Below are 22049 nucleotides of genomic sequence, written 5' to 3' on the forward strand. Positions count from 1 at the left end.
TTTTCTTCGACAGAAGAATCTACATATTGATACGTCGTTCTAGGATGATAGGTTGTTGAAGGTCTGCAGTGCTTTCCCGAAGCGGTTCAAGTTCGTTATTCCATGGTTCACCGAGTGCTTGGGAGAAGAGTTGTAAGAGTTCGTCTGGTTCTCCACCACTTTGTTCATAGATAGAACGTACACGGTCTTCGCTAATGAGAAAGTTTCCGGAAGTATCAGTAGGTGCATAGAAAGTTCCGTGTTCGGGAGTGTGCATCCACCAGCTTGGTAATTCTTGCTCATCACCGTAGAAGCTCAGTTCAAACCAGATTTTTTTGAGAGGGATAAGAGCTGAGATGATTTGTGCAGCTCGTTCTTCTGAGCCTTTCCATTCTAGGGTGGCACAGTAGTGCTCGGGTTTTTGAGTTTGTTCGTCCCACGTGACGGATGAGATACCTTCGATAAGGTTTTCTAAAGACCATTTTAGGTGTGGCATAGCCACAGCAGGTACAGCATGGATATAGAGTATTCCCCCGCTTGTCATCGGACACTTCCCATAGACGGTATTTCGTTTAGTAACAGTAGTAGAGTACCTCAGTTTATGAGCGAGGGTGCGCTTTTTCGTAGATTGCTGTAAGTCTTTCCATGGAGACATGCGTATAAATCTGTGTGGTAGCTAAAGAGCTATGCCCTAAAAGTTCTTGCACTGTGCGAATATCAGCTCCAGCATCAACCATATGTGTTGCTGCACTATGGCGAAAAACGTGTGCACCACGAGCATTGGTGTTTTCTAAAAGATCTAAAAGCTGGTTAATGCATTCGCGTAGTTGTCGAGGGTTTGCACGAGCGCCTTGTGGTCCGATGAAGAGAGCTTCTTCTATTGGTCCTTTTGAGTTTTTGAGCCATTGTGGGCGTCCTTTATGTATCCATTGTTCGATGGCTTCTAAAGCGGGTTTTCCAAAAGGGACAGTTCGTTCTTTGTTGCCTTTACCGATAACTCTTAATGTTCGTTGTGCTCTGTCAATGCTTGAGAGGTTGATACTGCATAGTTCGAAAATTCGTAGGCCGCTAGCGTAAAGGAGTTCAACAACGGCGTGGGTTCTTAGCGTATGCGGGTCATGGGGGTTTTGTGCCAGTCGTTCTTCTATTTCGTTGAAGAGTGTTTGAAGGTGTTCTTTGGTGAGGACGGTGGGAAGTCGGTGTTCTTTTTTAGCAGTGGCTATAGCGAGTGTGGGGTTCTGTTGAATGTATTTTTCTTCTTGTGCCCATGAGAAAAATACTCTCAGGGTAGATAATCTTCGGGCAGTAGAGTTACGGGATTGGCTACGTTCGTGTTGGTGAGAGAGCCATGAGCGGAGGAATGTGAGGTCTATGTCGTTGATGTTGTGTAGGCGTTGTTCTTGGGCATATGTGAAGAAGGCTTTGAGGTCGCTTCGGTAAGAGTTGATGGTGTTTTCGGAACGAAATTTTTCGTAGCGTAGGTATCGGGTGAAGTTCTCAATCAGTTGTGAGAAGATTTGTTCTTCTAAATGTGCAGAGTGTTCCAGAGGTAGGGTTTCCGCTGTTTCAATGGGTTTAGTCTTCTCCATGTGCGGGGTTCCTTTCCTGTTGGGTGTCTTCTGTTGATTCTACCGTTTCTTTTTATGCCAGAGTTGATTGGTGTTTTCGGCGAGGTGGTGGTGGCTGAGGTAGCCGAGTGCGCTCATAATATTTCGTGGGTTTGTCCCGATGAGTGTGCTAATTTTTTCGATGTCTATTCCTTGGTGTAGTGGTAGTACATCCCAGATTCGTTGGTGGAGTTCGGTCAGTAGCAGGTTTTCTACCGGTGGTGTTTCGTCGGTGTTGCAGTCGGTGTTGAGGTTTTCTAGGTGTAAGTCATCAATGATGTCTTGGGCGCAGCTGATAGGTTGTGCTAGTCCTTCGCGTAGTAGTCTGTGACAGCCTTGTGAGGTGGGGCTAAAGATTGATCCTGGTACGGCTCGTAGCTCCCGACCTAGTTCTAGGGCATGGTGGGCGGTGTTTAGCGCACCTGAACGCCAGCGTGCTTCGACGATGACGGTGAGTTCGCTAAGTGCAGCAATCATGCGATTCCGCTGAAGAAACCGCCATCGTGTGGGTGGTGTTCCTAGGGATACTTCGCTCAGGAGTAGTCCTCGGTTGATGATGTGTTCAAGAAGTTGTTGATGTTGTTTGGGGTATGGACGGTCTACTCCGCAAGCCATCAATGCGACAGTGGGTAAGTTGCTCGGTGAGGTTTCTAGGGCTGTGCGGTGCGCGATGCCGTCTATTCCTAGTGCTCCCCCAGAGATAATAGGTGTTTGTGTGGGTGCGAGGTCTTGAACGAGGTGGCTAGTTACACTATGCCCGTATTGAGTTGGTTCTCTGGAACCAACGATGGAGATAGCAGGTGTGTGTTGTAGTTCTTGTAGTCGTTCGCGGTCGCCTCGTCCCCATAGTGCGTAGGGACGTGAAGTGTCTAGGTCGTTGAGGGTTTCGGGCCAGTCTTCGTCTTCAGGTATGCATATCCAGCTGTTGAGACTTTGTGCAGAGCGGTGTTCTTGTTCGGGGCTAAGGGTTTCGGCTCGCTGAGACCAGCGCTGAATTCTTTCTTGTAATGCTAGGTATGTTTCTTCGGCGCTTTTGTTGAGTGTTTCACTAATAGATGAGGGATTTGTTCGGAGGGCTTGTTTCCATTCTTTAAAATCTAGCGATTTTTTACCGCTGAGGATGTGTGCTGTTTGAGGAGCTCCTAAGACTTCAAGAGCGTGGTGGATATGGGGGTCTTGTGGTTCTGCAATGCGCAGGATTTGGGCGTAAGCGTAGTGGTATTCCATCAGTAATTTCCTTGGTCGGTATTCTATGCATTGAGGTGTTCTTGGCTGAGGTGTCGGAAGTATAGTGCGGTGTCAATATGGTGTGTTGTGGGGCTGCTGGTGCCGTCAAGGTCTGCTAGAGTCCATGCTGTTCTGAGGATTCGGTCGTATCCGCGAGCGCTCAGATTGCCTTGGTCCATAGCACGGTTAAGTCCGCTGGTGAGTCGGGTATTAAGTTTGAAGGTGCCGCGGAGTAGTTGGCCGTTCATGTCAGCGTTGGTGAGTAGCCCATAAGGTGCTAAGCGTTCTTTTTGAAGGTTGCGTGCTTGTTGTACTCGTGCGCAGATAGTTGCACTGTCTTCAGGTTTTTGGTGGTGGTCTAATTCGTGGGAGAGGACTTTAGGTATGGTGATGTGTATGTCTATTCGGTCAAGTAGTGGTCCCGAGAGTTTTCCGAAGTAGTTTCTTCGTTCTTTAGAGGTACATCTGCACTCTAGTCCTTGTCCAACGTTGTGGCCGCAGGGGCAGGGGTTTGCAGCGAGAATGAGTTGGAAACGTGCGGGGTAGGTTGCTGTTGCTGTTGCACGGTGTAGGGTGATTTCGCCAGATTCTAGTGGTTGTCGGAGGGCATCGAGGACTGTTCTTTTAAATTCGGGGGTTTCGTCGAGGAAGAGCACTCCCCTATGTGCTTTAGAGATACTTCCGGGGCGTGGTATTCCGCTGCCTCCGCCTAGTATTGATGCTGCTGATGCCGTATGGTGTGGTGCTTGGAAAGGTGGTGTTCGGATGAGTTCTTGGCAGGGTTGTTCTCCCATATCTAAAGAATGTATAGCGGTAACTTCCATAGCGCTGATGTCATCTAGTGGAGGCAGGATGGTTGTTAGCCGTTCAGCGAGCATTGTTTTGCCAGAGCCTGGCGGTCCTTTGAGGAGTAGATGGTGTCCACCTGCAGCTGCAATTTCTAAGGCAAGACGGCCTTCTGCTTGTCCTGCGATATCTGCCATATCTGCTGTGAGCTGGGGTTTTTCTGTGGTGTTGGGGCGTTCTTTGGGCGGTGTTGGTGGTGTTTCTTTAAGTGTTGTAGGGTCTGCTCCTAGGAGTGCGAGAACTTGTGCAAGGGAACGGCATGCGGTGATGTGAGCGCCTGGGATAAGTTGGGCTTCTTGGGCATTTTCTTCGGGAACGACGACGTGGGAGAAGCCTGCTTCTATTGCGGCTTTAACAGATGGGAGAACTCCAGGTATCCTTCGGAGCCTACCGTCTAGTCCGAGTTCGCCAAGGAATACAGTATCGGAGATATGACGTATTTTTTGGTCTGCGGTTAGTGCTGCTATGGCCATGGCTAGGTCAAATGCTGATCCACGTTTAGGTAAAGTTGCGGGGCTGAGGTTTACCGTTATCTTTCGTTGTGCTAGTGACATTCCCGAGTTTTTGACAGCAGAGCGTATTCTGTCTTTCGCTTCGTTTAAAGAGCTATCGGGTAAGCCTAAAAGGACGAAGGCAGGCAAGGCTTGGGAAATGTCAGCCTCAACTTCGATGAGGTGTCCGTTGATTCCTACTAATGCAACAGAATAGGTTTTTGCGTATGCCATCAGCTGACCTTTTTGAGGTGTTCGAAGGTGAACTTTTCTGGGGTGCCAGTGATGGCTACGGCGTCTAACTGAATATGTGCGATATCGTGCATTTCGTGGGTGGCGCACCAGTGGTAGGCAAGCTGTTTGAGCTTTTTTGTTTTGCCGTGGTGAATCGCTTCAAAGGGGTGCCCGTAGTGTTGTGTGGTACGGGTTTTTACTTCGAGGAAGATGAGGTTTGTTTCGGGGTCGAGTAGAACGGCGTCTATTTCTCCACGTAGTGGTGGTTCTCCGGGAAGGGGCTGTGGCCGCCAGTTTTTCTCGAGAAGGGTGTAGCCTTGGCAGGTGAGTATTTCAAGGGCAAGACGTTCGCCCCATGCTCCGGTGAGTAGGTGCTGTGTCATGAAGTATCTGGTATCCGTTCATTGCAGGTATGTTTTCTTGGATACCAGCATGCAATAGTAGATACTCTTACAGCGTTAACAACAAGATTTTGGGGATAAGAGAGCCTTCGATAGGGGTTGAGGAGTTTCTCCACAGCCTTATGGTGTGTGGTTTTATCGTAGTTTTAGACCGCGATACGGGGTACTATTCTTCACCAAAACCAGGGATGTGTGGAACAACAAGCTCAGCATCCGCAAGACGCTCTTCAACATTTACGTCTTTGAAAGAATAAACGTGTACATTTTTGACGAAACGTGATGATCGGAAAAAATCCCATACCCATACGTCGTTCATCATCACCTCAAAGTAGACGCTTCCCTGTTGTATATGTGGGGTAACTTCTACGCTATTAGCTAGATAGAAACGACGGTCGGTCTCGACAACATAGCGGAAGAGTTCAAAAACTTTCTGGTATTCCTCATATAAGGCTAGTTGTGCCTGAGTTTCGTATTTTTCGAGATCTTCTGCACTCATAATGTTTCTACCATTCGTTGTATATATGCCTCTTTGAGTTGTTGCGGTTCAAGGCCTAAGTTCCAGCTAAGCCGATGATGAGCACTTGCCCCGTATGCAGCTAATGCTTCACGATGTGCTTTTGAACCATAACCTTTGTTCTTGTCCCAACCATACGAGGTGTTTTCTTGTGCTAGTTTTTCCATGAGATGGTCACGATGAACTTTCGCTATTACTGATGCAGCTGCAATACATGCGCAACGGTAGTCACCTTTAACAATTGTTGTGACCGGTATGTTCCAAGGCTGTTGGTTTGGATATTTTGAGGCGACGTGTTCGTTCCAGTTCTCGTCAGCAAGTTCTTGGTAGAGCTGATGTGCTTCATCTAATGCACTCAGTAAGTCAGGCGGGTGAGGAGTAAACCAGTTATGAGAACCATCTAAAAGAATTTGCGAGGGGAAAGAGCTAACTCGTGGGTCAAGAAGAGCCTGAGATAAAGCTCGTTGTCCCGCTAGGCGTAAGGCCAGCGTCATACCCATCGCATCAATCTCTTGAGCAGAAGAATATCCAAGACCGGTAGCACACCAGTTTTTGATGATAGGTACGAGAGCTTCTCTTTTTTTGGCGCTGAGGGCTTTAGAGTCAGTTAGCCCTTCTACGATATGGTGTTGTTGAGCTGAAAGAAGTGCAACACCAACACCAACCGGCCCAGCTAGAGAACCTCTACCGACTTCGTCCATACCCACGATGAGTTGAACACCTTCAGAGAAATATTCTTGTTCAATATCGAGTGAGGCAGTTTGCTGGATAACACTCACTTTTCTGAAGCTTTATTTCCGGGGACGTCTGCAAAGACATCATGTGCTCCGCCAATAAATTCGAAGCGGTTAAGCGGCCATGCACGCACAAAGACTTTGCCTTCAACGTCGCTATCGCTAATAAATTCATGACCATCTTCGATGTGGTATCGAGAGTCTGCTGAATTATTGCGGTGATCGCCAAGAACAAAATATGAGTTTTCAGGGACGATGACGTCAAATGGAATGTCAGAAGGCTTTGCACCTGGATAAAGGTATGTTTCGTCGATAGCTACACCATTGACCATGATTCTGCCATTTGCAGAGCAACAGACAACATGGTCACCTCCAACACCAATGACACGTTTGACAAGATATTTATCGGAGCTATCAGGAAGGAGACCGACGAAGGATAGTGCATCGGCAATGGGGTTAGAACGATGAGGAGAGGATTCAATCCACCCTTGAGTGTCTTTGAACACGATAATATCGCCTCGTTCAGCTTGGCTAAACATTGAACCAGCAACATTTACAAAGACACGGTCGTTGATTTCGAGGGTATTTTCCATTGATCCAGAAGGAATGTAGAACCCTCGAGTAACGAATGTTTTGAGAATGAAAGCAATCACCAAAGCATAGAGTATAACTGTAGCGAATTCTTTGACTTGTCCGATGAATCCGGTGTGCCCTGCAGGGGGAACATTCTTATGTAAGAGTGATGCATCGACATTACCCTCTGCATTGTTCTGCGGTTGAGATTCTTCATGGTCTGGAGACTGAGACATACCGTTCTTTCTGCCTTCTATAAGATTATTAAAATTAAGGATACGGGAAAACTCTTGGGCAATAGGCCCATATTTAGAAGGATATTTACTGAAAATCCGCTGTATATATTGGGTTAATGAGTTGCTATGTGTTCAAGAGCTCCAAAATGTTGGAGGGGAAGAATACGGTAAATGGGTTTACCGATAATTTTTTCTTCCCGAATCATACCTCCGCCCGGTGCCGCTAACAAAGCACGAGAATCTTCTGATACTGAACGGTGGTCCCCCATCACCCAGATACGCCCCGATGGCACAATAACATCAAAGTTGACGGTGGAAGGGTCATCTCCGGGAAAAAGATAGGGTTCTTCAAGTTCTTGACCGTTAAGCAACAAAGTACCAGTATCTGAACAACAAGTTATTCTATCTCCGGCAACACCCACTACACGTTTAACGTAAATAGTTTGGGAGCCTTTCAAACCAACCCATTGCCCTAAAGTTCCTAGAGGGTCATGTAGCCAAGGATTTGTTCCACGATAGGGGTCGAAAGAGCCTGTTCCATCGAAAACAACGAGGTCTCCTCGTTGGACTGATGTATCGAGTCTGCTGACGAGAATACGATCACCAGGTTCTAGAGTCGGTTCCATCGATGAGGAAGGTATATAAAAAACATCGAAGAGGAAGGCTCTGATAAGAATGACGCAGAGAATCGCTATCGAAAAAATAACAGCGAACAGGCGCCGCCACCCATAACGGATGGGGCGCCTGTTCGTTGGTTGTGACCTTAAAGTATGGTCCATCCGTGAAAGATTACGCGGTCTTTTCGCGCTTTTCGCGGATACGTGCAGCTTTACCGTGGCGATCACGCATGTAGTAGAGCTTTGCACGGCGAACGTCACCGCGGGTAACAACCTCAATTTTGTCGATAACCGGGGAGTGTACTGGGAAGGTACGCTCAACACCAACACCGAAGGATACCTTGCGGACGGTGAAGGTTTCGCGAACGCCAGCACCCTGACGGCCTACAACGAATCCCTTGAAGATCTGAACACGAGAACGGTTACCTTCAACGATGTTCACGTGAACGTTGAGGGTGTCGCCGGGGCCGAATTCGGGGATGTCGTTACGAAGTGACTTGTTGTCAATGAAGTCAAGAGTCTGCATTGAGTTCTCCATGAGCTACCAGCCGTAGGTCTAATAGTCTCGTGATACTTCTGTCTACTATCTACATATCTGAAGTGACAGAGTTCCAAAATACGTAGACACCGTTAGGTGGAGTCTACGGTTCATTTTGTTATGGTCGCTCATCCCCCTACGGCAGGGGCGTACCCAAAATGAACACGAAAAATAATTATGACATAAATACGGCTCTACGACCAGAACTTTAGAGGATTAACATATCAAGAGCTCATAAAAGATTTTTTAGTTTTGCTCTCGTAATTTTTGGAGTAGGGATAAATCCTGTGTATCTAATTGTTCTTCGGACAACGACTCAATCATGTCATATCGGCGGGTAAATGTCCGTCTTAGTTGTTCATCTCTGCGCCACCGAGCGATCATCGCATGATTACCAGATAATAAAACATCTGGAATATCATGCCCACGCCATTGAGCAGGTTTTGTGTACACGGGGTACTCTAGCAATCCGCCTGTATGTGATTCTTCTTCTAACGATTGGGGATTGCCCATTGCCCCAGGGAGCAGACGAGTAATCGCTTCAATCATCGTAAGAACAGCAACTTCTCCCCCATACAGCACATAGTCTCCAAGGGATACTGGCATTACGTCGAAGGAGGTTTTTGCCCAGTCAAAGACTCTCTCATCAATCCCCTCATAACGGGCAGGGGCAAACACTAGGTGCTCACGCTCTGAAAGTTCTTCAGCTAAACGCTGGTTAAAAACTACTCCAGCAGGAGATGGCACTAACAGCAGAGGACGCTCTTGTGACGTTTTTGTTGTTAAAACATCTTCTAAAGCTAATGCCCAAGGTTCTGCTTTCATGACCATCCCGGCACCACCACCGTAAGGGGTATCATCTACAGTTTTGTGGCGATCAAAGGCGTAGTCACGAAGATGGTGAATACGTATATCTACAATTCCCTGTTCTTGAGCCTTGCCCAGAAGTGATAAGCGTAGAGGCTCAAGGTATTCAGGGAAAATGGTGACAACATCATAACGCATTCTATTGATCCTCTGATTCTTCACTGCCTAGGGTTAAAAGACCTTCTGGCGGATCAATCAAAACAAATCCTTCTTCGATATCCACTTCAGGAACAATCTGTTCAACGAAAGGAATCATTGTTTCTTCGCCATTGTGTAATCGTACTAAGAGTAAATCTTGAGCTGGCATTGTTTGTAATCCGGTAACAGTGCCAATGCCTTCGCCTTCGGGAAGTTCCCCCTCAGGAATGTCATGATATAAGTAGACGGGTAAATCTACTACATCATGTTCGTAGTATCCTTCTGAAGAATCTACCTCAGAAGCATCAAAAGTTAACCGTGTATTTCGTAGGGTTTCAGCTTGGTTGCGTGAAGTAACCTCTTCAAAACGAACAACCAGAATTTTCTTATTCCACCGGCTTTGAGCCACCGTCAAAACCCCTTCAGGTGCGATAGCTCCTACGGGAGTTTCAGGCTGATAATTTTCAATACTCAATTGCTCTCCGCGAGCAAAACGTTCTTGAGGAGAATCAGTAAAAAGTTCTACGGTTACTTCTCCGCGGATGCCGTGTGGCTTACCGATACGCGCAACTAAAATTTGCATGAGGTTCTCCTCGAATGGTCTGCTCAATAGCGGTGAGCGTTAAAGTGTCAGTTCTTGGGTTCTAGTCTATCGTGTTTGAGCTATAACAGCTCTACGCAAAGGAGTCCCAAGCCTAGTTCAGGCTTGGGACTCCCCGATAAACATGCTTTGTTTATAAAATTTTTAGCGTTGGCGATCAGTATCGACGACGTCCACACGAATGTGGTCGCCATCGTTGATTGCGTCAATAACGGTGCGAATATTATTCGCGGTGCGTCCTTGACGCCCAATCACACGACCTAGATCATCAGGGTTAACCCGAACCTCTAGGAAGTCACCACGACGACCGCTACGAGAACGAACTTTAACGTCGTCGGGGTTGCTGACTATTCCTCGAACGAGGTGCTCAAGGGCATCGGCCAACATAATTACTCAGCTGCTTCCTCAGTAGCTTCTTCAGCTACCTGAGCTTCTTCTTCCTTAGCTTCAGCCTTGGGGGTGATAGCTTCAGGAAGAATGACGGAGCCCTTTTCAGGGACAACGAACTCAGGCTTAGCGTCTACAGGCTTTACAGCAGATTCTGCTTTTTCACCCTTGAATGCTGCCAGGTCACCGGTGAGCTTGAGCAATGCGCGTACCTGTTCGGTTGGCTGTGCGCCAACAGATAGCCAGTACTGAGCACGCTCAGAATCAATCTGGATAAAGGAAGGGTTCTCGGTCGGATGGTATAGACCGATTTCTTCAATCGCACGACCGTCACGCTTAGTACGTGAGTCCATAACGACAACACGGTAACGAGGATCGCGGATCTTACCCATACGCTTCAGACGAATTTTAACAGCCACTGTAGTGGACTCTCCTGTTTCTTTGTTTCAGGCGAAATTGTATTTCTGCTCCGGTGGGGCCGGCCGTCCATACAATCTCTAAAATGAACACAATACGATGCGGTGAGAGGCCCGCACCTATCGGGTACCTGTGCAAGTATGCCAGAGCTGTGAACGTTAATCCAGAACTTCGCAGGTATTTTCACGATGTTATTGATAAAGTCACAAACTATTTCTGTTCTTTTTTCAAAAGAACTTGCTTCCACGTAGCGGCACTGCCCGAACGCATCACTTGATGACGATAAATCTTGGCACCCCACAACGTCATACCCCACGTCGCTACCAGCGCAAATACCAAAGACAATATTGGCTCCCAGAAAAAGACGTCTTCTCGCAGCATCCTCATGGGCATTGCAATAGAAGAAGCAATAGGAAGATAGGAGACAACAGTTAGGATAACCCCCGAAGAGTAAATACCAGCAAAAAATGCAGCCATCAGAATAATCGTCAAAGGAGAAGCTAACGAACCGATATCTTCCACGCGCGAAGACATTGCACCAACAGCAGCCCATATCGTCGCAACTGCCGCAAAACCGACCACATAGAACACCGCAAACCAACCGGCAGAGGGAAGAATCCACGCATATTCCTGAGCAATACCAAAGATGTTCAGACCCGTTAGAGCAACAACTCCGTAGAGCAGCATTTGCCCAACTGCAAGAATAACGTTACCAAGAACTTTTCCCGCCAAAAGTTGAGAAATAGGAATTGCCGTAGCAATAATCTCAACTATACGATTCTGTTTCTCCTCAACCACGCTCATGGCAATCAGCTGACCAAAAATCAGTGACGACATATAGAAAACCATGGCAAAGATAACGCCAACCAGCAAAGCAATACCGTGATTATCGGATTCCTTAAGCATGGAAACTTTCAGCGAGGTCCCCTGCTGTAACTCTTGCCAAGAGATACCGGCTTGAGCAGCATTCTGTTCTATCTGTTGCGTAAAAACAGTATCTTCAAGAACACGTGTCAACGTATTCTGCGCAGAATCCTTATAGACCAATTCCCATCCCTGTTCAGAGGAAAGCTCTTTGAGGTACGCATCAGCATCATCATCTTCTACCGCATGCTGAGCTAACTGTTCAGAGTCAAAAAGCTGAGCAGTTAAAGAACCGTCAGGGTCTTGATCCTGAATAACTTTCGTAGAACTTTCCACTAGTTGTTGAGCTTTTTGGCTAGTAACAGCAACAGTGTAGTGACTATTTTTCTGCCCTAACCATATGTTAAGACCCATGCTGAGGACAATAATCACGACAGAAAAAAGCGTACTAATGATAAAAGTTTTATCTCGAAGCTTTGTGCTTATTTCACGAACCATAACAATGCGCCACGGCGCAACGGACTTATTCATTGTTCAGTTACTCCTCGATAGATATCCCCTAATGTTGGCAATACACGCGAAAACTCCGTCATCCCTCGTTCTATAGCATGACGAAGCAGCTCAGGACGCACCTGTTCAATAGGATGTATAAACTCTAAAAGGGCCTGAGTTCCTTGGAAATCAAGCACATGGACGCCTTCATAATCTCGAAGCCAGCCCAACTCTGTTGTTGCCTGCATTTTAAAACGTTTCGGGGTGTCTTCACGCAGTTGCTGAGCATCGCCCGCAGCACGAATAGTCCCCTGATGCAAAATCACAACTTCTTCACATAATCTGTCGATCAAATCTAGCTGATGTGAAGAGAACATTACTGGAACACCAGAGCGAGCGATTTTATACAATAGCTGAACCATATTTTCTACGCCCTGCGGGTCAAGGCCAGAGAATGGCTCATCGAGAATTAAAGCCTGCGGATGATGCAGGATGGAGGCAATAATTTGTACACGCTGTTGATTGCCCAATGAAAGAGATTCAAGTTTGCTATTGAGGTGCTCTCCTAATCCCATAAATTCAAGGTAATCGGTAGCTTCGCTCTTTGCCGTGCTAACATCCATTCCGTGCAATTGTCCCAAGTACACCAGCTGAGACAGAAGAGGCTGTTTAGGGTATAGACCACGTTCTTCTGGCATATAACCAAACGTTTTACGGTGCTGGCTGGTCATCTTCTCGCCACGATAAAAAATTTCACCTTGAGAAGGCTCTAGAAGCCCCATGATGATACGCATCGTTGTTGTTTTACCAGAGCCGTTCGCTCCCAAGAAACCGGTAAGAACGCCAGCATTAATCGTGAAATTAATGTCTTCTAGTACTTTTTTCTCTCCAAAACTTTTACTCACATGAGAAATTTCAAGAGATCCATTAGGCGGTATATGAGTGCCTAAATATTCGACCATAGTGAACCTTTCGTTGTGCCATCAGTAGCTTTCACAAGAAGCCACATCTGATGTGACTAATCACTATTAGTCTAAAAACTTCCGTCACGGAAGAACTCCCCCATCAGACTGATTTATTGAGGGGATTTACTGTTGTATTACTCCACGAGACCGGTACGATACGCAAAAATAACCGCGTTAACTCTATCTCGAGAATGAGTTTTTGCCAGAATATTAGACACATGGGTTTTAACGGTGGAGGCCCCTAAAAACATTTGTTCTGCAATCTCTGCATTTGTCATACCTTTTGCTAAATAGTTCAGGGTTTCCCGTTCACGAGTTGTCAAAGACTCAATGCATAATTGGTCTTCTGCAGAACATTCTGGTGACGACACAATAGAACCAGCTACAGCCCCTGAACGCGTACTTGATGTTGAAGGTTCAGCAGCGGCAATAATCTTTTGAATTACCGGTAAAGTCACCTCTGGGCTGAGCAAAGCTAAACCTCCGTGAACTTGTTCAATAGCTTCTATCAGTTTTTCTGCAGTGCAGGTTTTCAGCAAAAAGCCACTCGCCCCAGCATTAAGCGCCCCAAAAAGATAGTCATCACGATCGAAAGTCGTCAAAACAAGGACTTTTGAATCAGTCCGCTGAACAATCTGTGAGGTTGCGCTGATACCGTCAAGGACAGGCATCTGCACATCCATTAACACGACATCAGGTTTGAGCTGAAGGCACAAGTCTAAAGCTTCTTGACCGTTGTGAGCCTCCCCCACCACCTGAATATTCTCTTCGACAGAAAGAATCATCGAAAAACCATTACGGACAAGGTCTTGATCATCTGCTAAAAGCACTCGAATAGTATCTACACTCATGTGTTCTCACTATGTCTTTCTGGTATACGAATGTACACGAACCAACCCTGAGCATTAGTGCGGTGTCCGTAAGTTGCTGAGCCACCTAAGGCTTCAGCGCGTTCTTTAATACCACGTAGCCCATAATGTGAAGAAGGTATATCGGTATGTTCCTTCTTCAAACATCCATCGTCAATGATTTCTATTTCGATCCACACTCGATAATTGACCTCGACAGAACGAACAATGACGTGGACTGTACGAGCAAGAGAGTGACGACGTACGTTGTTTAGAGATTCTTGAATCATCCGGTAGATGGAGCTCTGTGTGCCCTGCGGAATTTTTGTTAAAGACTTTTCCTGATGTTCGGACGTTAAATACTCTACGTGAATCCCCGAGGCTTCAACTTCGATAAAAAGTTGTTGCAATTGTTCTAGCGTCGGTTCATTATAGGTCAGGTTTCCTTCAGCCTGTGAATGTTCCCCATCATGACGTAGGAGACGCACGATAGAGCGCATCTCTGTGATGGCTGTACTGGCGCTTTGTTCAACGTTCTGTAATGCTTCAGTGGCTTTATCAGGATATTTATGGAGCAGGCACCGAGCAGCACCAGATTGAAGTGAAATAACAGATATATGGTGACCTACCGAATCATGAAGTTCGCGTGCTACACGTAAACGTTCACGAACAACTCTATCTTGTGCGAGTTGTTCGCTTTGTTGTTCTAGCTCATGACGCTGATTTTCTAATATTTCACTTTGGTAAGCTCGAATCCATGAGATACGCCCCAAAGCAATACCTGAACCAAAGTACAGCCCATTATTTATGCATAAGGTCAGCAACGTGGCAAGTGAAGTATCGATAGGCCCGTTCTGCGCCATCTCGTTGACGTTAAAAAGTGCAACGCCCTGAAGAGTCCACGCAATAGTAATCCACACAATCGTCAAGAAAATCACGATGTAGACAGACATCCACACAAGTTTTCGGTCTTTTCCCCATGCAATCACCGTATATAGCAGGAATAAGTAGGTTCCTTGAAAAATTAACGTGAAATATATCGGTGGTGAAACCGTTAACGACGGTGGAACAAAGAATATCAACGTTGCAACAGCAAAGGCCGTCAAAGGGTAGCGTCGTCGAACGGTCAAGGGTAGCACCATCAGCTGAGCCAAGATATAAGACCACAAAATTTCTTGATGGTCATCACCAAAAAGACCTAAACTCTGATAGCTAATAGACGACACAAAAGCCAATAATGAGGTAGCAAGGCACAGCCAGATGTCGTAACGTAACGACCGTTGGGACGGAGTGGGACGTTGCCAATCAGGATCAATATCGATGCTCTTTCGAACATACTGAGAAATGCTGTGTTCCATCAGTTCTCCGACGATCGTGAACGTACGGAACGGAATATTTTTTTAATATATTGTTTCGCCCCTGACAGTTGGTTCTGTTTTTTCTCCTGACGCTGTTTTTCGACCTCAAGAGCGTATTCTCGTAGTTCTTCGAGAACAGATTTTTGAGGTTGAGACACCTCATCATCCTGCTTTAACTTCTGCCGGTCTAATTCTTTCTGCTGTAGGTACTTCTGCCCCCAAAGAAGTTCCGCTGTGCCCACCCCAGCACCGGCTAAGGAAGCTAACATTTTCAGAGGTGCAGAGCCCCCATGTTTCTTGTCACGATAAGCTAAAATTCCGAGAATCGCTGAAATGCTCAATGTCAGAGCAGCATCTGCCCGTAGTATCCAAGGGTTCTGTTGAAGTATCTCAAACACATCTTTTTCTTCGATGTCTTCTTCCGGCTCCGAAGAAGATTCAGGTTCAGCTGGCGAATCCTGAATCAAAAGAGAAAGAGACTCAACTATTTTTTGAGTCTCTAACTCATTCATCGGTTCAGCCATCACCAGAATTGCTTGTTGAGAGTCCTCTACCGTTGGTGTTCTCTCATGTTGATGTTCATGAGCACTAAAAAATGTTGCATCAGATATCTCGCGAAAGAACTCTTGCAATTCTGCTGGAGCGCATAAAAGTTGTATCACTGATTCAGCACTCAGCAAAGACCCATAATCTTGTAAATATAGGTGAAGACGGTGCATAAAATTCTCATCGACATGGTATGCCCACATGAATTGTTCAAGATGTTCTAGGATACGTTGTTCTTGAAAAGAATCAGGAAGAACACCAGACAGTCGTTGTACCATCTCCGCTAAGAAAGTACCCCTCGCATACAAAGATTCTGGAAGATGAGGGTTAATAGTTTTCGACGGCCCCCAGAAGAAGTCAACTAAGTGCCCTTCTGTCGTATCAATGAGTGGAAGAGGCATTTTAAAACCGTCACGCAGTTTCTCAATCCACGTATCCCATAGCTGATTATGCCAATCATGGTTTTCCTTTTGTTCAGGAATAAAACACGCCATATGTACCCCATGGGCAGATGAGGTTACCATGATTGCCGGATACTGTAACTGACGTATCAGTTGAGCAATCAGAAAAGAATTTCCCCATACGATAGACCAACCAGATTCGCAATCTTTAACTTCAAGCTGTTCTGTTGCTGAGAGCAGACGTATCTGTTCTTGAAGAATCTCAGAAGATATTGGAAAAGTAGCAGCCGTACCTACCGCAAAAGTGTTAATATCTAGGGTCTCTCCTAAAGAAGTTAGCTCTATGGAATAGTCACGGTCTCGAGGTAAAACGATGCTCATCATATCCGCCTCGATACGTTCTTGGATTTTTTGAGCGTAGTTCTCAAGGGTTTCTCCCCGTAAGAATACCCCATCTTGTTGAGGTACTAGTACACGAAGAACGTCAGTATTTTCAGAATCATCGGGTGTACACAGTACGTGGGCAACTACTGCCGTAACAGTTTTTTCATAGACAATGATTTCTGGCAGGTCCCCCAGAATATTGGTGAGTTGTTGAAGAATTTCTTCATCAGCATAGAAGAGGTCTTCGTCTTCTGTTGTGTTCTCGGCGCCATCTTGCTCACGTTGTTGTTCTATTTCTTGTGATGAAAGCTGTTCAGCGTCAGGAATTTTGACCTCATCACATTTTAAAGAGAAGAGTTCGGTGAGTTCTTCATAGGTTATTCCGGCGTCGATAGGACCGTTTTGGTCGATACCATATTCTCTCTCGCCATCAAGGGCTACACAGTAGCTGAGATGAATTTCTGCCCATATAGCGTTCTCTCGTCCCCAAGGCACGTTTTCTTCTGAATTTTCAGGGAAATTGTTCGACATCATCACGTCCTTTCTACGCACACCTGTGATGGCTAAAGCACCTTCTGATAAGGATACCGTGAGAACGTAGCTTCTACGAATCTTCAGAACTCAGTTCAATCATCTCTCCAGATTCTAAAGCCTCATAACAGGTACGAAGGCGGTCTGCTAAAGAATGTTTAAAATATTGTGAAGCATCTTCTAATGCCACCCAACGGTACCCTAAAAGTTCTTCCGACTGCACGTTGATAGGAGTATCAGAGTCAATGACACCACCATCATAGAAATAATATGAAGAATCACCCCACACACCCATTTGCAGTCCATGAAAAATGACCAGTAAACGCCCTGGCTCAAGTTCTAAACCGACTTCTTCAAGAACTTCACGGAAACAACCTCGTTGAGGGGCTTCTCCCGTTTCAATAGTGCCGCCAGGAAGAGCCCACCCGTCACGGTAATTGGGTTGTACAGCAAGAAACTCATTCTTCTCATTACGAATTAACGCGCCAGCAGCCATACGCCGTGTCGGTAAAGTCGCAATAAATTGGATGAGTTCTTCTTCAGAAAGATAAGTATCAGCCATCATCTTCTCCTGACCCTTAGCCATAAAAACCCTCACATGAGTTTTTATCGGTATCTATGTCTTAGGCATAACACTACAGGGATTCTCCCTAAGCTCTCTTGTTTTATCACAAGAATAACGATTCTTATTTTTCTGGTGTACCCCAAGAAACCAAAGAGTACGATGTCACGCCATACACAGTGTTGAGGCAACAGGAAAAAGCACAGAAGTCTTTAGTGCTTGATAACCACACACAATGATTTTTGAGCACTAAAGACTTCTGTACGAGCTACGTAACCGTAGCTCACATATGGTCAAGAAACTTTATTTATCTGAACCTAAGAACTTCTCAAAACCTTTAGGAAGGTTCAGCTCTGAGGCGTCAAAATCTTGTCCGGTGTTTCCAAAGGCAGAACCAGCAGGTGCACTCTGTTTCTTCTGAGCTGCCGCTAATTGCTGTTCGCGCTTTGCGGGATTACCAGAACGAGCCTTCTTCGCATTCTTGCCCTTCTTCTTATTCGCTTTACGTGCAGCGCCGGCGGCAGCTGCCATTCCAGGCATTTGCATTCCACCGGGCAGACCTGCCATATTGCCGGAGGCAAGTTTCTTCATCATCTTTTGAGCTTGAGCAAAACGCTCCATGAGCTGATTGACTTCAGAAACAGTGACGCCTGCACCGCGAGCAATACGAGCCCGTCGTGAACCGTTAATAATTTTGGGGGCAACACGTTCATGAGGGGTCATCGAACGGACGATTGCCTCGACTCGGTCAATTTCACGTTCGTCAAATGCGTCGAGTTGCTGACGAATCTGAGCAGCACCAGGCATCATCATCAACAGCTTTTTCATAGAACCCATTTTGCGAATCTGCTGCATCTGAGCGAGGAAGTCTTCAAAGGTGAAGTCCTCTTGGTCAGCAAATTTTTGGGCCATGCGGTCAGCTTCAGCCTTATCCCAGCTGGCTTCTGCTTGCTCAATGAGAGTGAGCACATCGCCCATATCCAAGATACGAGACGCCATACGGTCAGGATGGAACTGTTCAAACTCGTCAAGGTTCTCACCAGTTGAAGCAAACATAATGGGTTTGCCCGTTACCGATGCAACAGAAAGTGCCGCACCACCACGTGCGTCACCATCAAGTTTTGAAAGGACAACACCCGTAAAGTCGACACCCTCGTTAAAGGCAAGTGCGGTGTTTACAGCATCTTGACCAATCATCGCATCAATGACAAAAAGAACCTCATCCGGTTCAATCGCGTTGCGGATGTCTCGTGCCTGTTGCATCAATTCAGCATCGACGCCGAGGCGACCTGCGGTATCGACAATGACCACGTCATGCAATTTTGCGCGGGCCTCTGCCACACCATCGCGAGCAACTTGTACAGGGTCGCCAGTGGGTACATCAAATTCAGAAGTGACACCGGGATGTGGAGCATAAACAGGAACTCCAGCGCGTTCACCAACAACTTTTAGCTGGTTAACGGCGTTAGGGCGCTGAAGGTCAGAAGCCACCAACATGGGTGTGTGTCCTTGGCTTTTGAGCCAGTGAGATAGCTTCCCCGAGAGAGTGGTTTTACCAGCACCTTGAAGACCGGCAAGCATAATGATGGTAGGCCCAGACTTTGCCATGTTGATTCGACGAGTCTGACCGCCCAAAATGTTGACGAGTTCTTCGTTAACAATTTTGACGATTTGCTGGCTGGGGTTAAGCGCTTCAGAGACTTCTTGACCCAGTGCACGTTCTTTAACGTGAGCGGTGAACTCTCGTACCACCGGCACTGCAACGTCAGCGTCCAAGAGCGCACGACGGATTTCCCGTACGGTAGCGTCAATATCGGCTTCGGAGAGGCGACCTTTGCCGCGGAGGTTTTTGAAGGTTGCTGTCAACCGGTCAGAGAGTGAATTGAACACGAGTCGTGAACCACTTTCGCTATTTGGGTAGATCGAGGAGGACCTCGTAATTTTTCTGAATCAACTTCTAAGGATAACGCACTTAGAGAAGATGTGCCCTCTCATCATTCATATTCTGGTGAAGAACTTATACCAGATAGCAAAGAATCTTCACTACCTCATACGGTAGTGAAGATTCTTTGTCTCAGATAAACCGAGTTTTAATCTAAGAGTGCGTTGACAAATTCTTGTGCGTCGAAGGGGGCAAGATCGTCGGGTCCTTCGCCCAATCCAACAAGTTTGACAGGAACGCCAAGCTCTTCTTGAATAGCGACCACGATGCCACCTTTAGCGGAGCCATCTAATTTAGTCAGCACAATACCGGTGATATCAACAACGTCGGAGAAGACTTTTGCTTGCATCATACCGTTTTGTCCGGTTGTTGCATCAATAACGAGTAGCACCTCCGTTACGGGTGCTTCTTTTTCGACAACTCGTTTAATTTTACCGAGTTGATCCATCAGTCCAGCTTTATTTTGTAGACGTCCAGCCGTATCAATCATCACGGTATCTACGCCACGAGAAACGCCCTCACGGATTGCTTCATAAGCTACTGAAGCAGGGTCGGCACCATCTTTTTCAGAACGTATCGTCTCGACACCAACTCTATCTCCCCACGTTTGCAGCTGGTCGGCAGCCGCTGCACGGAAAGTATCAGCAGCACCCAATAAGAGTTTTTTCTCTTCAGCGACCATCACACGAGAGAGCTTTCCGACAGTGGTCGTTTTGCCAACACCGTTGACTCCCACCACAAGAACTACACCGGGTTTACCGTTTTCTCCTGTGGTCTGTAGAGAGCGGTCGGTATCAACACCAACAATCTTTAGCAGTTCTTCGTTGAGCATCTGCTTGACCTGTGCAGGGTTTTCGGTACCTTCAATGCGTACTCGCTGCTGCAGGTTTTCAACGAGTCGTCCGGCGGCGTCAGCTCCTAGATCTGCAAGAAGTAAAGTTTCTTCTACTTCATCCCACACGTCTTGATCAATTTTGTCACGTGAAAGAAGAGAAAGAAGACCTTTTCCAAGGAGGTTATTAGAGCGAGCCAGACGGGCACGTAACCGTACGAGACGTCCAGCAACTGGTGCCGGACGGTCAATAGTAGGTTGTCCGCTAGTGTCTGCAGGTTCAAGGTCGTTCACGTCTCGTGTGGAATCATAGCCTTCTGGTGGGGCCTTTGGCCCACGCAGTAATACCGCTAAAACACCGGCGAGGACAAGAACACCGAGGACTATGTACAAGATAAGAGTCAGGGTATCGTTCACCCTTCTAGCTTCTCACATGTGCCCCATCCATCGGAAAACTTCACCATAAGTTTTCATAAAAAATATTGGGAGGGGCATAGCCCTGTCACGGTATTTCACAGTTTTTATCGGCCGGTGTACCCAGTTTCAGCGAGTTCTTTCGGGAAACGTGGAGAACGCCAAGGTAACCATCCAAGCATCATCACCAGCAATAGTGCACCCGAGATACCAAATGCCCAGTTATATCCCCAATGGTCGGCAATCCATCCTGCAAGTAGTGGCCCGACAATTTGTCCAAGGTCGGCGAACATCTGATAGGTTGCAAGGACTGTACCGCCAGAGCGTTCATTACCGACGATATCGGCGACAGCGGCCTGTAACGATGGTCCGAGCACTCCCGTGCCGATACCCGTGGTGATAGAGAAGATGATAAAGAGTACGGGGGAACCAGAAAGTCCCACTAAAATCGTAGAAACTCCGGCAAGAAGTAGACCATAGAAAATGAGGTTTCGGCGGCCGTGTTTATCAGAAAAACGCCCCGAAATATTTTGGGTGATGGCGTTACCGCCAGCATAAAATGCCATAGCCAAACCGGCAAGAACAATTCCGCCATGATCAGGGTCGTAATGTTCTCCCTGATGGTAACTCGTTAAAAGGGCTACAGCAGCAAGAGGCATTAACGCCACCCGCAAACCTAACGCCGCCCACCCGATGGCAAAGTTTGTGCCTAGACCAGCACGAAAGTTCGTGAACTTCCACGCATCTTTGAGAGATAGCTCGGGTTGTGTTTTAGGCGGAATGGAACCAGCATATTGGGCTTCTTTAAGGTAGAAAAACACCAGAATACAGGCGATGAATAGCACGACCGCATAGATAACGAAGGGCAGACGCATTCCTAGTCCGACCATAAGAGAACCTACTACTGGCCCTAAGATGTTACCGATGAGGAAGGCGGTTGCGTAGTAACCAGAAATTTTTCCGCGCAGATGAGCAGGAGAATAACGTACAAGCAGTCCCATGGCAGAGACGGTAAACATGACAGAGCCGATACCGCCCAATGCACGAAATGCCATCAGAACAGGGTAACTCCATGAGATGGCAACGCCCAGTGAGCCTAAGGCAACGATGATAAGACCCGCCATATAGATGGGCCGCTCCCCCCAACGAGAAACAAGTTTTCCAGATGCTGGAGCGAATAATAGACGAGTTGCAGCGAACATGCTCACCACAGCAGAAGCTGCTTGTACACCCACATCAAAGCTTGCCGCGTATCGAGGAAGTACTGGGGCGATGAGTCCAAAACCTAACGCAATCACAAACGCAGCGAGAATAAGAACTTTCAAAGGCCCCGGGATGGGAGTTTTTGAACGTTTCTGAGAAGTGCTAGTTTCAGAAAGATTTTGATATTGGCGAGCTGCTGTCGGGTGCGCCGCCGTGATAGGAATTGCACCAGTATCAAGATGATTATTACGTTGGTAGGAATCAGACATGGTTCTTTATCTTACTCTCCTTAAAAATGTT

General features: G+C 46.8%; 23 protein-coding genes. All 23 read right to left on the reverse strand.

The window, feature by feature from the left end; all coding sequences use genetic code 11:
* Positions 1 to 19: 19 nt before the first annotated feature.
* On the reverse strand, positions 20 to 523 hold the full coding sequence (locus ACN08Z_RS06105) for a DUF3145 family protein (RefSeq protein ID WP_419103676.1): 504 nt from the start codon (positions 521 to 523) through the stop codon (positions 20 to 22).
* 55 nt (positions 524 to 578) lie between these two features.
* Complete coding sequence (locus ACN08Z_RS06110; protein WP_419103677.1) at positions 579 to 1568, reverse strand: tyrosine recombinase XerC; 990 nt, start codon at positions 1566 to 1568, stop codon at positions 579 to 581.
* 39 nt (positions 1569 to 1607) lie between these two features.
* Entirely contained in the window at positions 1608 to 2813 is a 1206-nt protein-coding gene (gene dprA, locus ACN08Z_RS06115; RefSeq protein WP_419103678.1) for a DNA-processing protein DprA, read from the reverse strand.
* A 23-nt stretch (positions 2814 to 2836) separates the two neighbouring features.
* A complete protein-coding gene (locus tag ACN08Z_RS06120) occupies positions 2837 to 4384 on the reverse strand; it encodes a YifB family Mg chelatase-like AAA ATPase (RefSeq protein ID WP_419103679.1) in 1548 nt (515 codons plus the stop codon).
* Positions 4384 to 4767, reverse strand: coding sequence for a YraN family protein (locus ACN08Z_RS06125; RefSeq protein ID WP_419103680.1), 384 nt, complete (start codon positions 4765 to 4767; stop codon positions 4384 to 4386). The genes ACN08Z_RS06120 and ACN08Z_RS06125 overlap by 1 nt, the downstream gene beginning before the upstream one ends.
* 184 nt (positions 4768 to 4951) lie before the next feature.
* Positions 4952 to 5281, reverse strand: coding sequence for a DUF2469 family protein (locus tag ACN08Z_RS06130; RefSeq protein ID WP_419103681.1), 330 nt, complete (start codon positions 5279 to 5281; stop codon positions 4952 to 4954).
* Positions 5278 to 6078 carry a ribonuclease HII gene (locus ACN08Z_RS06135; protein WP_419103682.1) on the reverse strand — a complete coding sequence of 267 codons (801 nt, stop codon included), beginning with the start codon at positions 6076 to 6078 and terminating at the stop codon, positions 5278 to 5280. Before ACN08Z_RS06135 ends, ACN08Z_RS06130 begins: the two co-directional genes overlap by 4 nt.
* On the reverse strand, positions 6075 to 6842 hold the full coding sequence (lepB, locus tag ACN08Z_RS06140) for a signal peptidase I (RefSeq protein WP_419103683.1): 768 nt from the start codon (positions 6840 to 6842) through the stop codon (positions 6075 to 6077). Before lepB (ACN08Z_RS06140) ends, ACN08Z_RS06135 begins: the two co-directional genes overlap by 4 nt.
* Before the next feature lie 113 nt (positions 6843 to 6955).
* Positions 6956 to 7621 carry a signal peptidase I gene (gene lepB, locus ACN08Z_RS06145; RefSeq protein ID WP_419103684.1) on the reverse strand — a complete coding sequence of 222 codons (666 nt, stop codon included), beginning with the start codon at positions 7619 to 7621 and terminating at the stop codon, positions 6956 to 6958.
* 10 nt (positions 7622 to 7631) lie between these two features.
* Positions 7632 to 7985 carry a 50S ribosomal protein L19 gene (gene rplS / locus ACN08Z_RS06150; protein WP_419103685.1) on the reverse strand — a complete coding sequence of 118 codons (354 nt, stop codon included), beginning with the start codon at positions 7983 to 7985 and terminating at the stop codon, positions 7632 to 7634.
* Positions 7986 to 8243: 258 nt separating this feature from the next.
* Positions 8244 to 9002 (reverse strand): tRNA (guanosine(37)-N1)-methyltransferase TrmD, encoded by a 759-nt coding sequence (gene trmD / locus ACN08Z_RS06155; protein ID WP_419103686.1) that lies wholly within the window; start codon positions 9000 to 9002, stop codon positions 8244 to 8246.
* 1 nt (position 9003) lies between these two features.
* On the reverse strand, positions 9004 to 9585 hold the full coding sequence (rimM, locus tag ACN08Z_RS06160; RefSeq protein WP_419103687.1) for a ribosome maturation factor RimM: 582 nt from the start codon (positions 9583 to 9585) through the stop codon (positions 9004 to 9006).
* 162 nt (positions 9586 to 9747) lie between these two features.
* Positions 9748 to 9990, reverse strand: a complete 243-nt coding sequence (locus tag ACN08Z_RS06165; RefSeq protein ID WP_419103688.1) for an RNA-binding protein — start codon at positions 9988 to 9990, stop codon at positions 9748 to 9750.
* A gap of 2 nt (positions 9991 to 9992) precedes the next feature.
* The gene (gene rpsP / locus ACN08Z_RS06170) at positions 9993 to 10409 is read right to left on the reverse strand and encodes a 30S ribosomal protein S16 (protein ID WP_419103689.1); all 417 of its coding nucleotides are present in this window, start codon (positions 10407 to 10409) and stop codon (positions 9993 to 9995) included.
* Between the two features lie 208 nt (positions 10410 to 10617).
* On the reverse strand, positions 10618 to 11802 hold the full coding sequence (locus tag ACN08Z_RS06175; RefSeq protein ID WP_419103690.1) for an ABC transporter permease: 1185 nt from the start codon (positions 11800 to 11802) through the stop codon (positions 10618 to 10620).
* On the reverse strand, positions 11799 to 12668 hold the full coding sequence (locus tag ACN08Z_RS06180; protein ID WP_419103691.1) for an ABC transporter ATP-binding protein: 870 nt from the start codon (positions 12666 to 12668) through the stop codon (positions 11799 to 11801). The genes ACN08Z_RS06175 and ACN08Z_RS06180 overlap by 4 nt, the downstream gene beginning before the upstream one ends.
* A gap of 194 nt (positions 12669 to 12862) precedes the next feature.
* A complete protein-coding gene (locus tag ACN08Z_RS06185; protein WP_419103692.1) occupies positions 12863 to 13579 on the reverse strand; it encodes a response regulator in 717 nt (238 codons plus the stop codon).
* The gene (locus tag ACN08Z_RS06190) at positions 13576 to 14934 is read right to left on the reverse strand and encodes a sensor histidine kinase (protein ID WP_419103693.1); all 1359 of its coding nucleotides are present in this window, start codon (positions 14932 to 14934) and stop codon (positions 13576 to 13578) included. Before ACN08Z_RS06190 ends, ACN08Z_RS06185 begins: the two co-directional genes overlap by 4 nt.
* A complete protein-coding gene (locus ACN08Z_RS06195) occupies positions 14934 to 16799 on the reverse strand; it encodes a hypothetical protein (RefSeq protein ID WP_419103694.1) in 1866 nt (621 codons plus the stop codon). Before ACN08Z_RS06195 ends, ACN08Z_RS06190 begins: the two co-directional genes overlap by 1 nt.
* Positions 16800 to 16869: 70 nt before the next feature.
* Entirely contained in the window at positions 16870 to 17358 is a 489-nt protein-coding gene (locus tag ACN08Z_RS06200) for an NUDIX domain-containing protein (protein ID WP_419103722.1), read from the reverse strand.
* A gap of 303 nt (positions 17359 to 17661) precedes the next feature.
* The gene (ffh, locus tag ACN08Z_RS06205) at positions 17662 to 19248 is read right to left on the reverse strand and encodes a signal recognition particle protein (RefSeq protein ID WP_419103695.1); all 1587 of its coding nucleotides are present in this window, start codon (positions 19246 to 19248) and stop codon (positions 17662 to 17664) included.
* A gap of 200 nt (positions 19249 to 19448) precedes the next feature.
* A complete protein-coding gene (gene ftsY / locus ACN08Z_RS06210) occupies positions 19449 to 20549 on the reverse strand; it encodes a signal recognition particle-docking protein FtsY (protein WP_419103696.1) in 1101 nt (366 codons plus the stop codon).
* A gap of 104 nt (positions 20550 to 20653) precedes the next feature.
* Positions 20654 to 22018, reverse strand: a complete 1365-nt coding sequence (locus tag ACN08Z_RS06215; protein ID WP_419103697.1) for an MFS transporter — start codon at positions 22016 to 22018, stop codon at positions 20654 to 20656.
* Positions 22019 to 22049 lie beyond the last annotated feature (31 nt).

This window comes from Rothia sp. P7181 (assembly GCF_048513015.1).
Lineage (GTDB): Bacteria > Actinomycetota > Actinomycetes > Actinomycetales > Micrococcaceae > Rothia.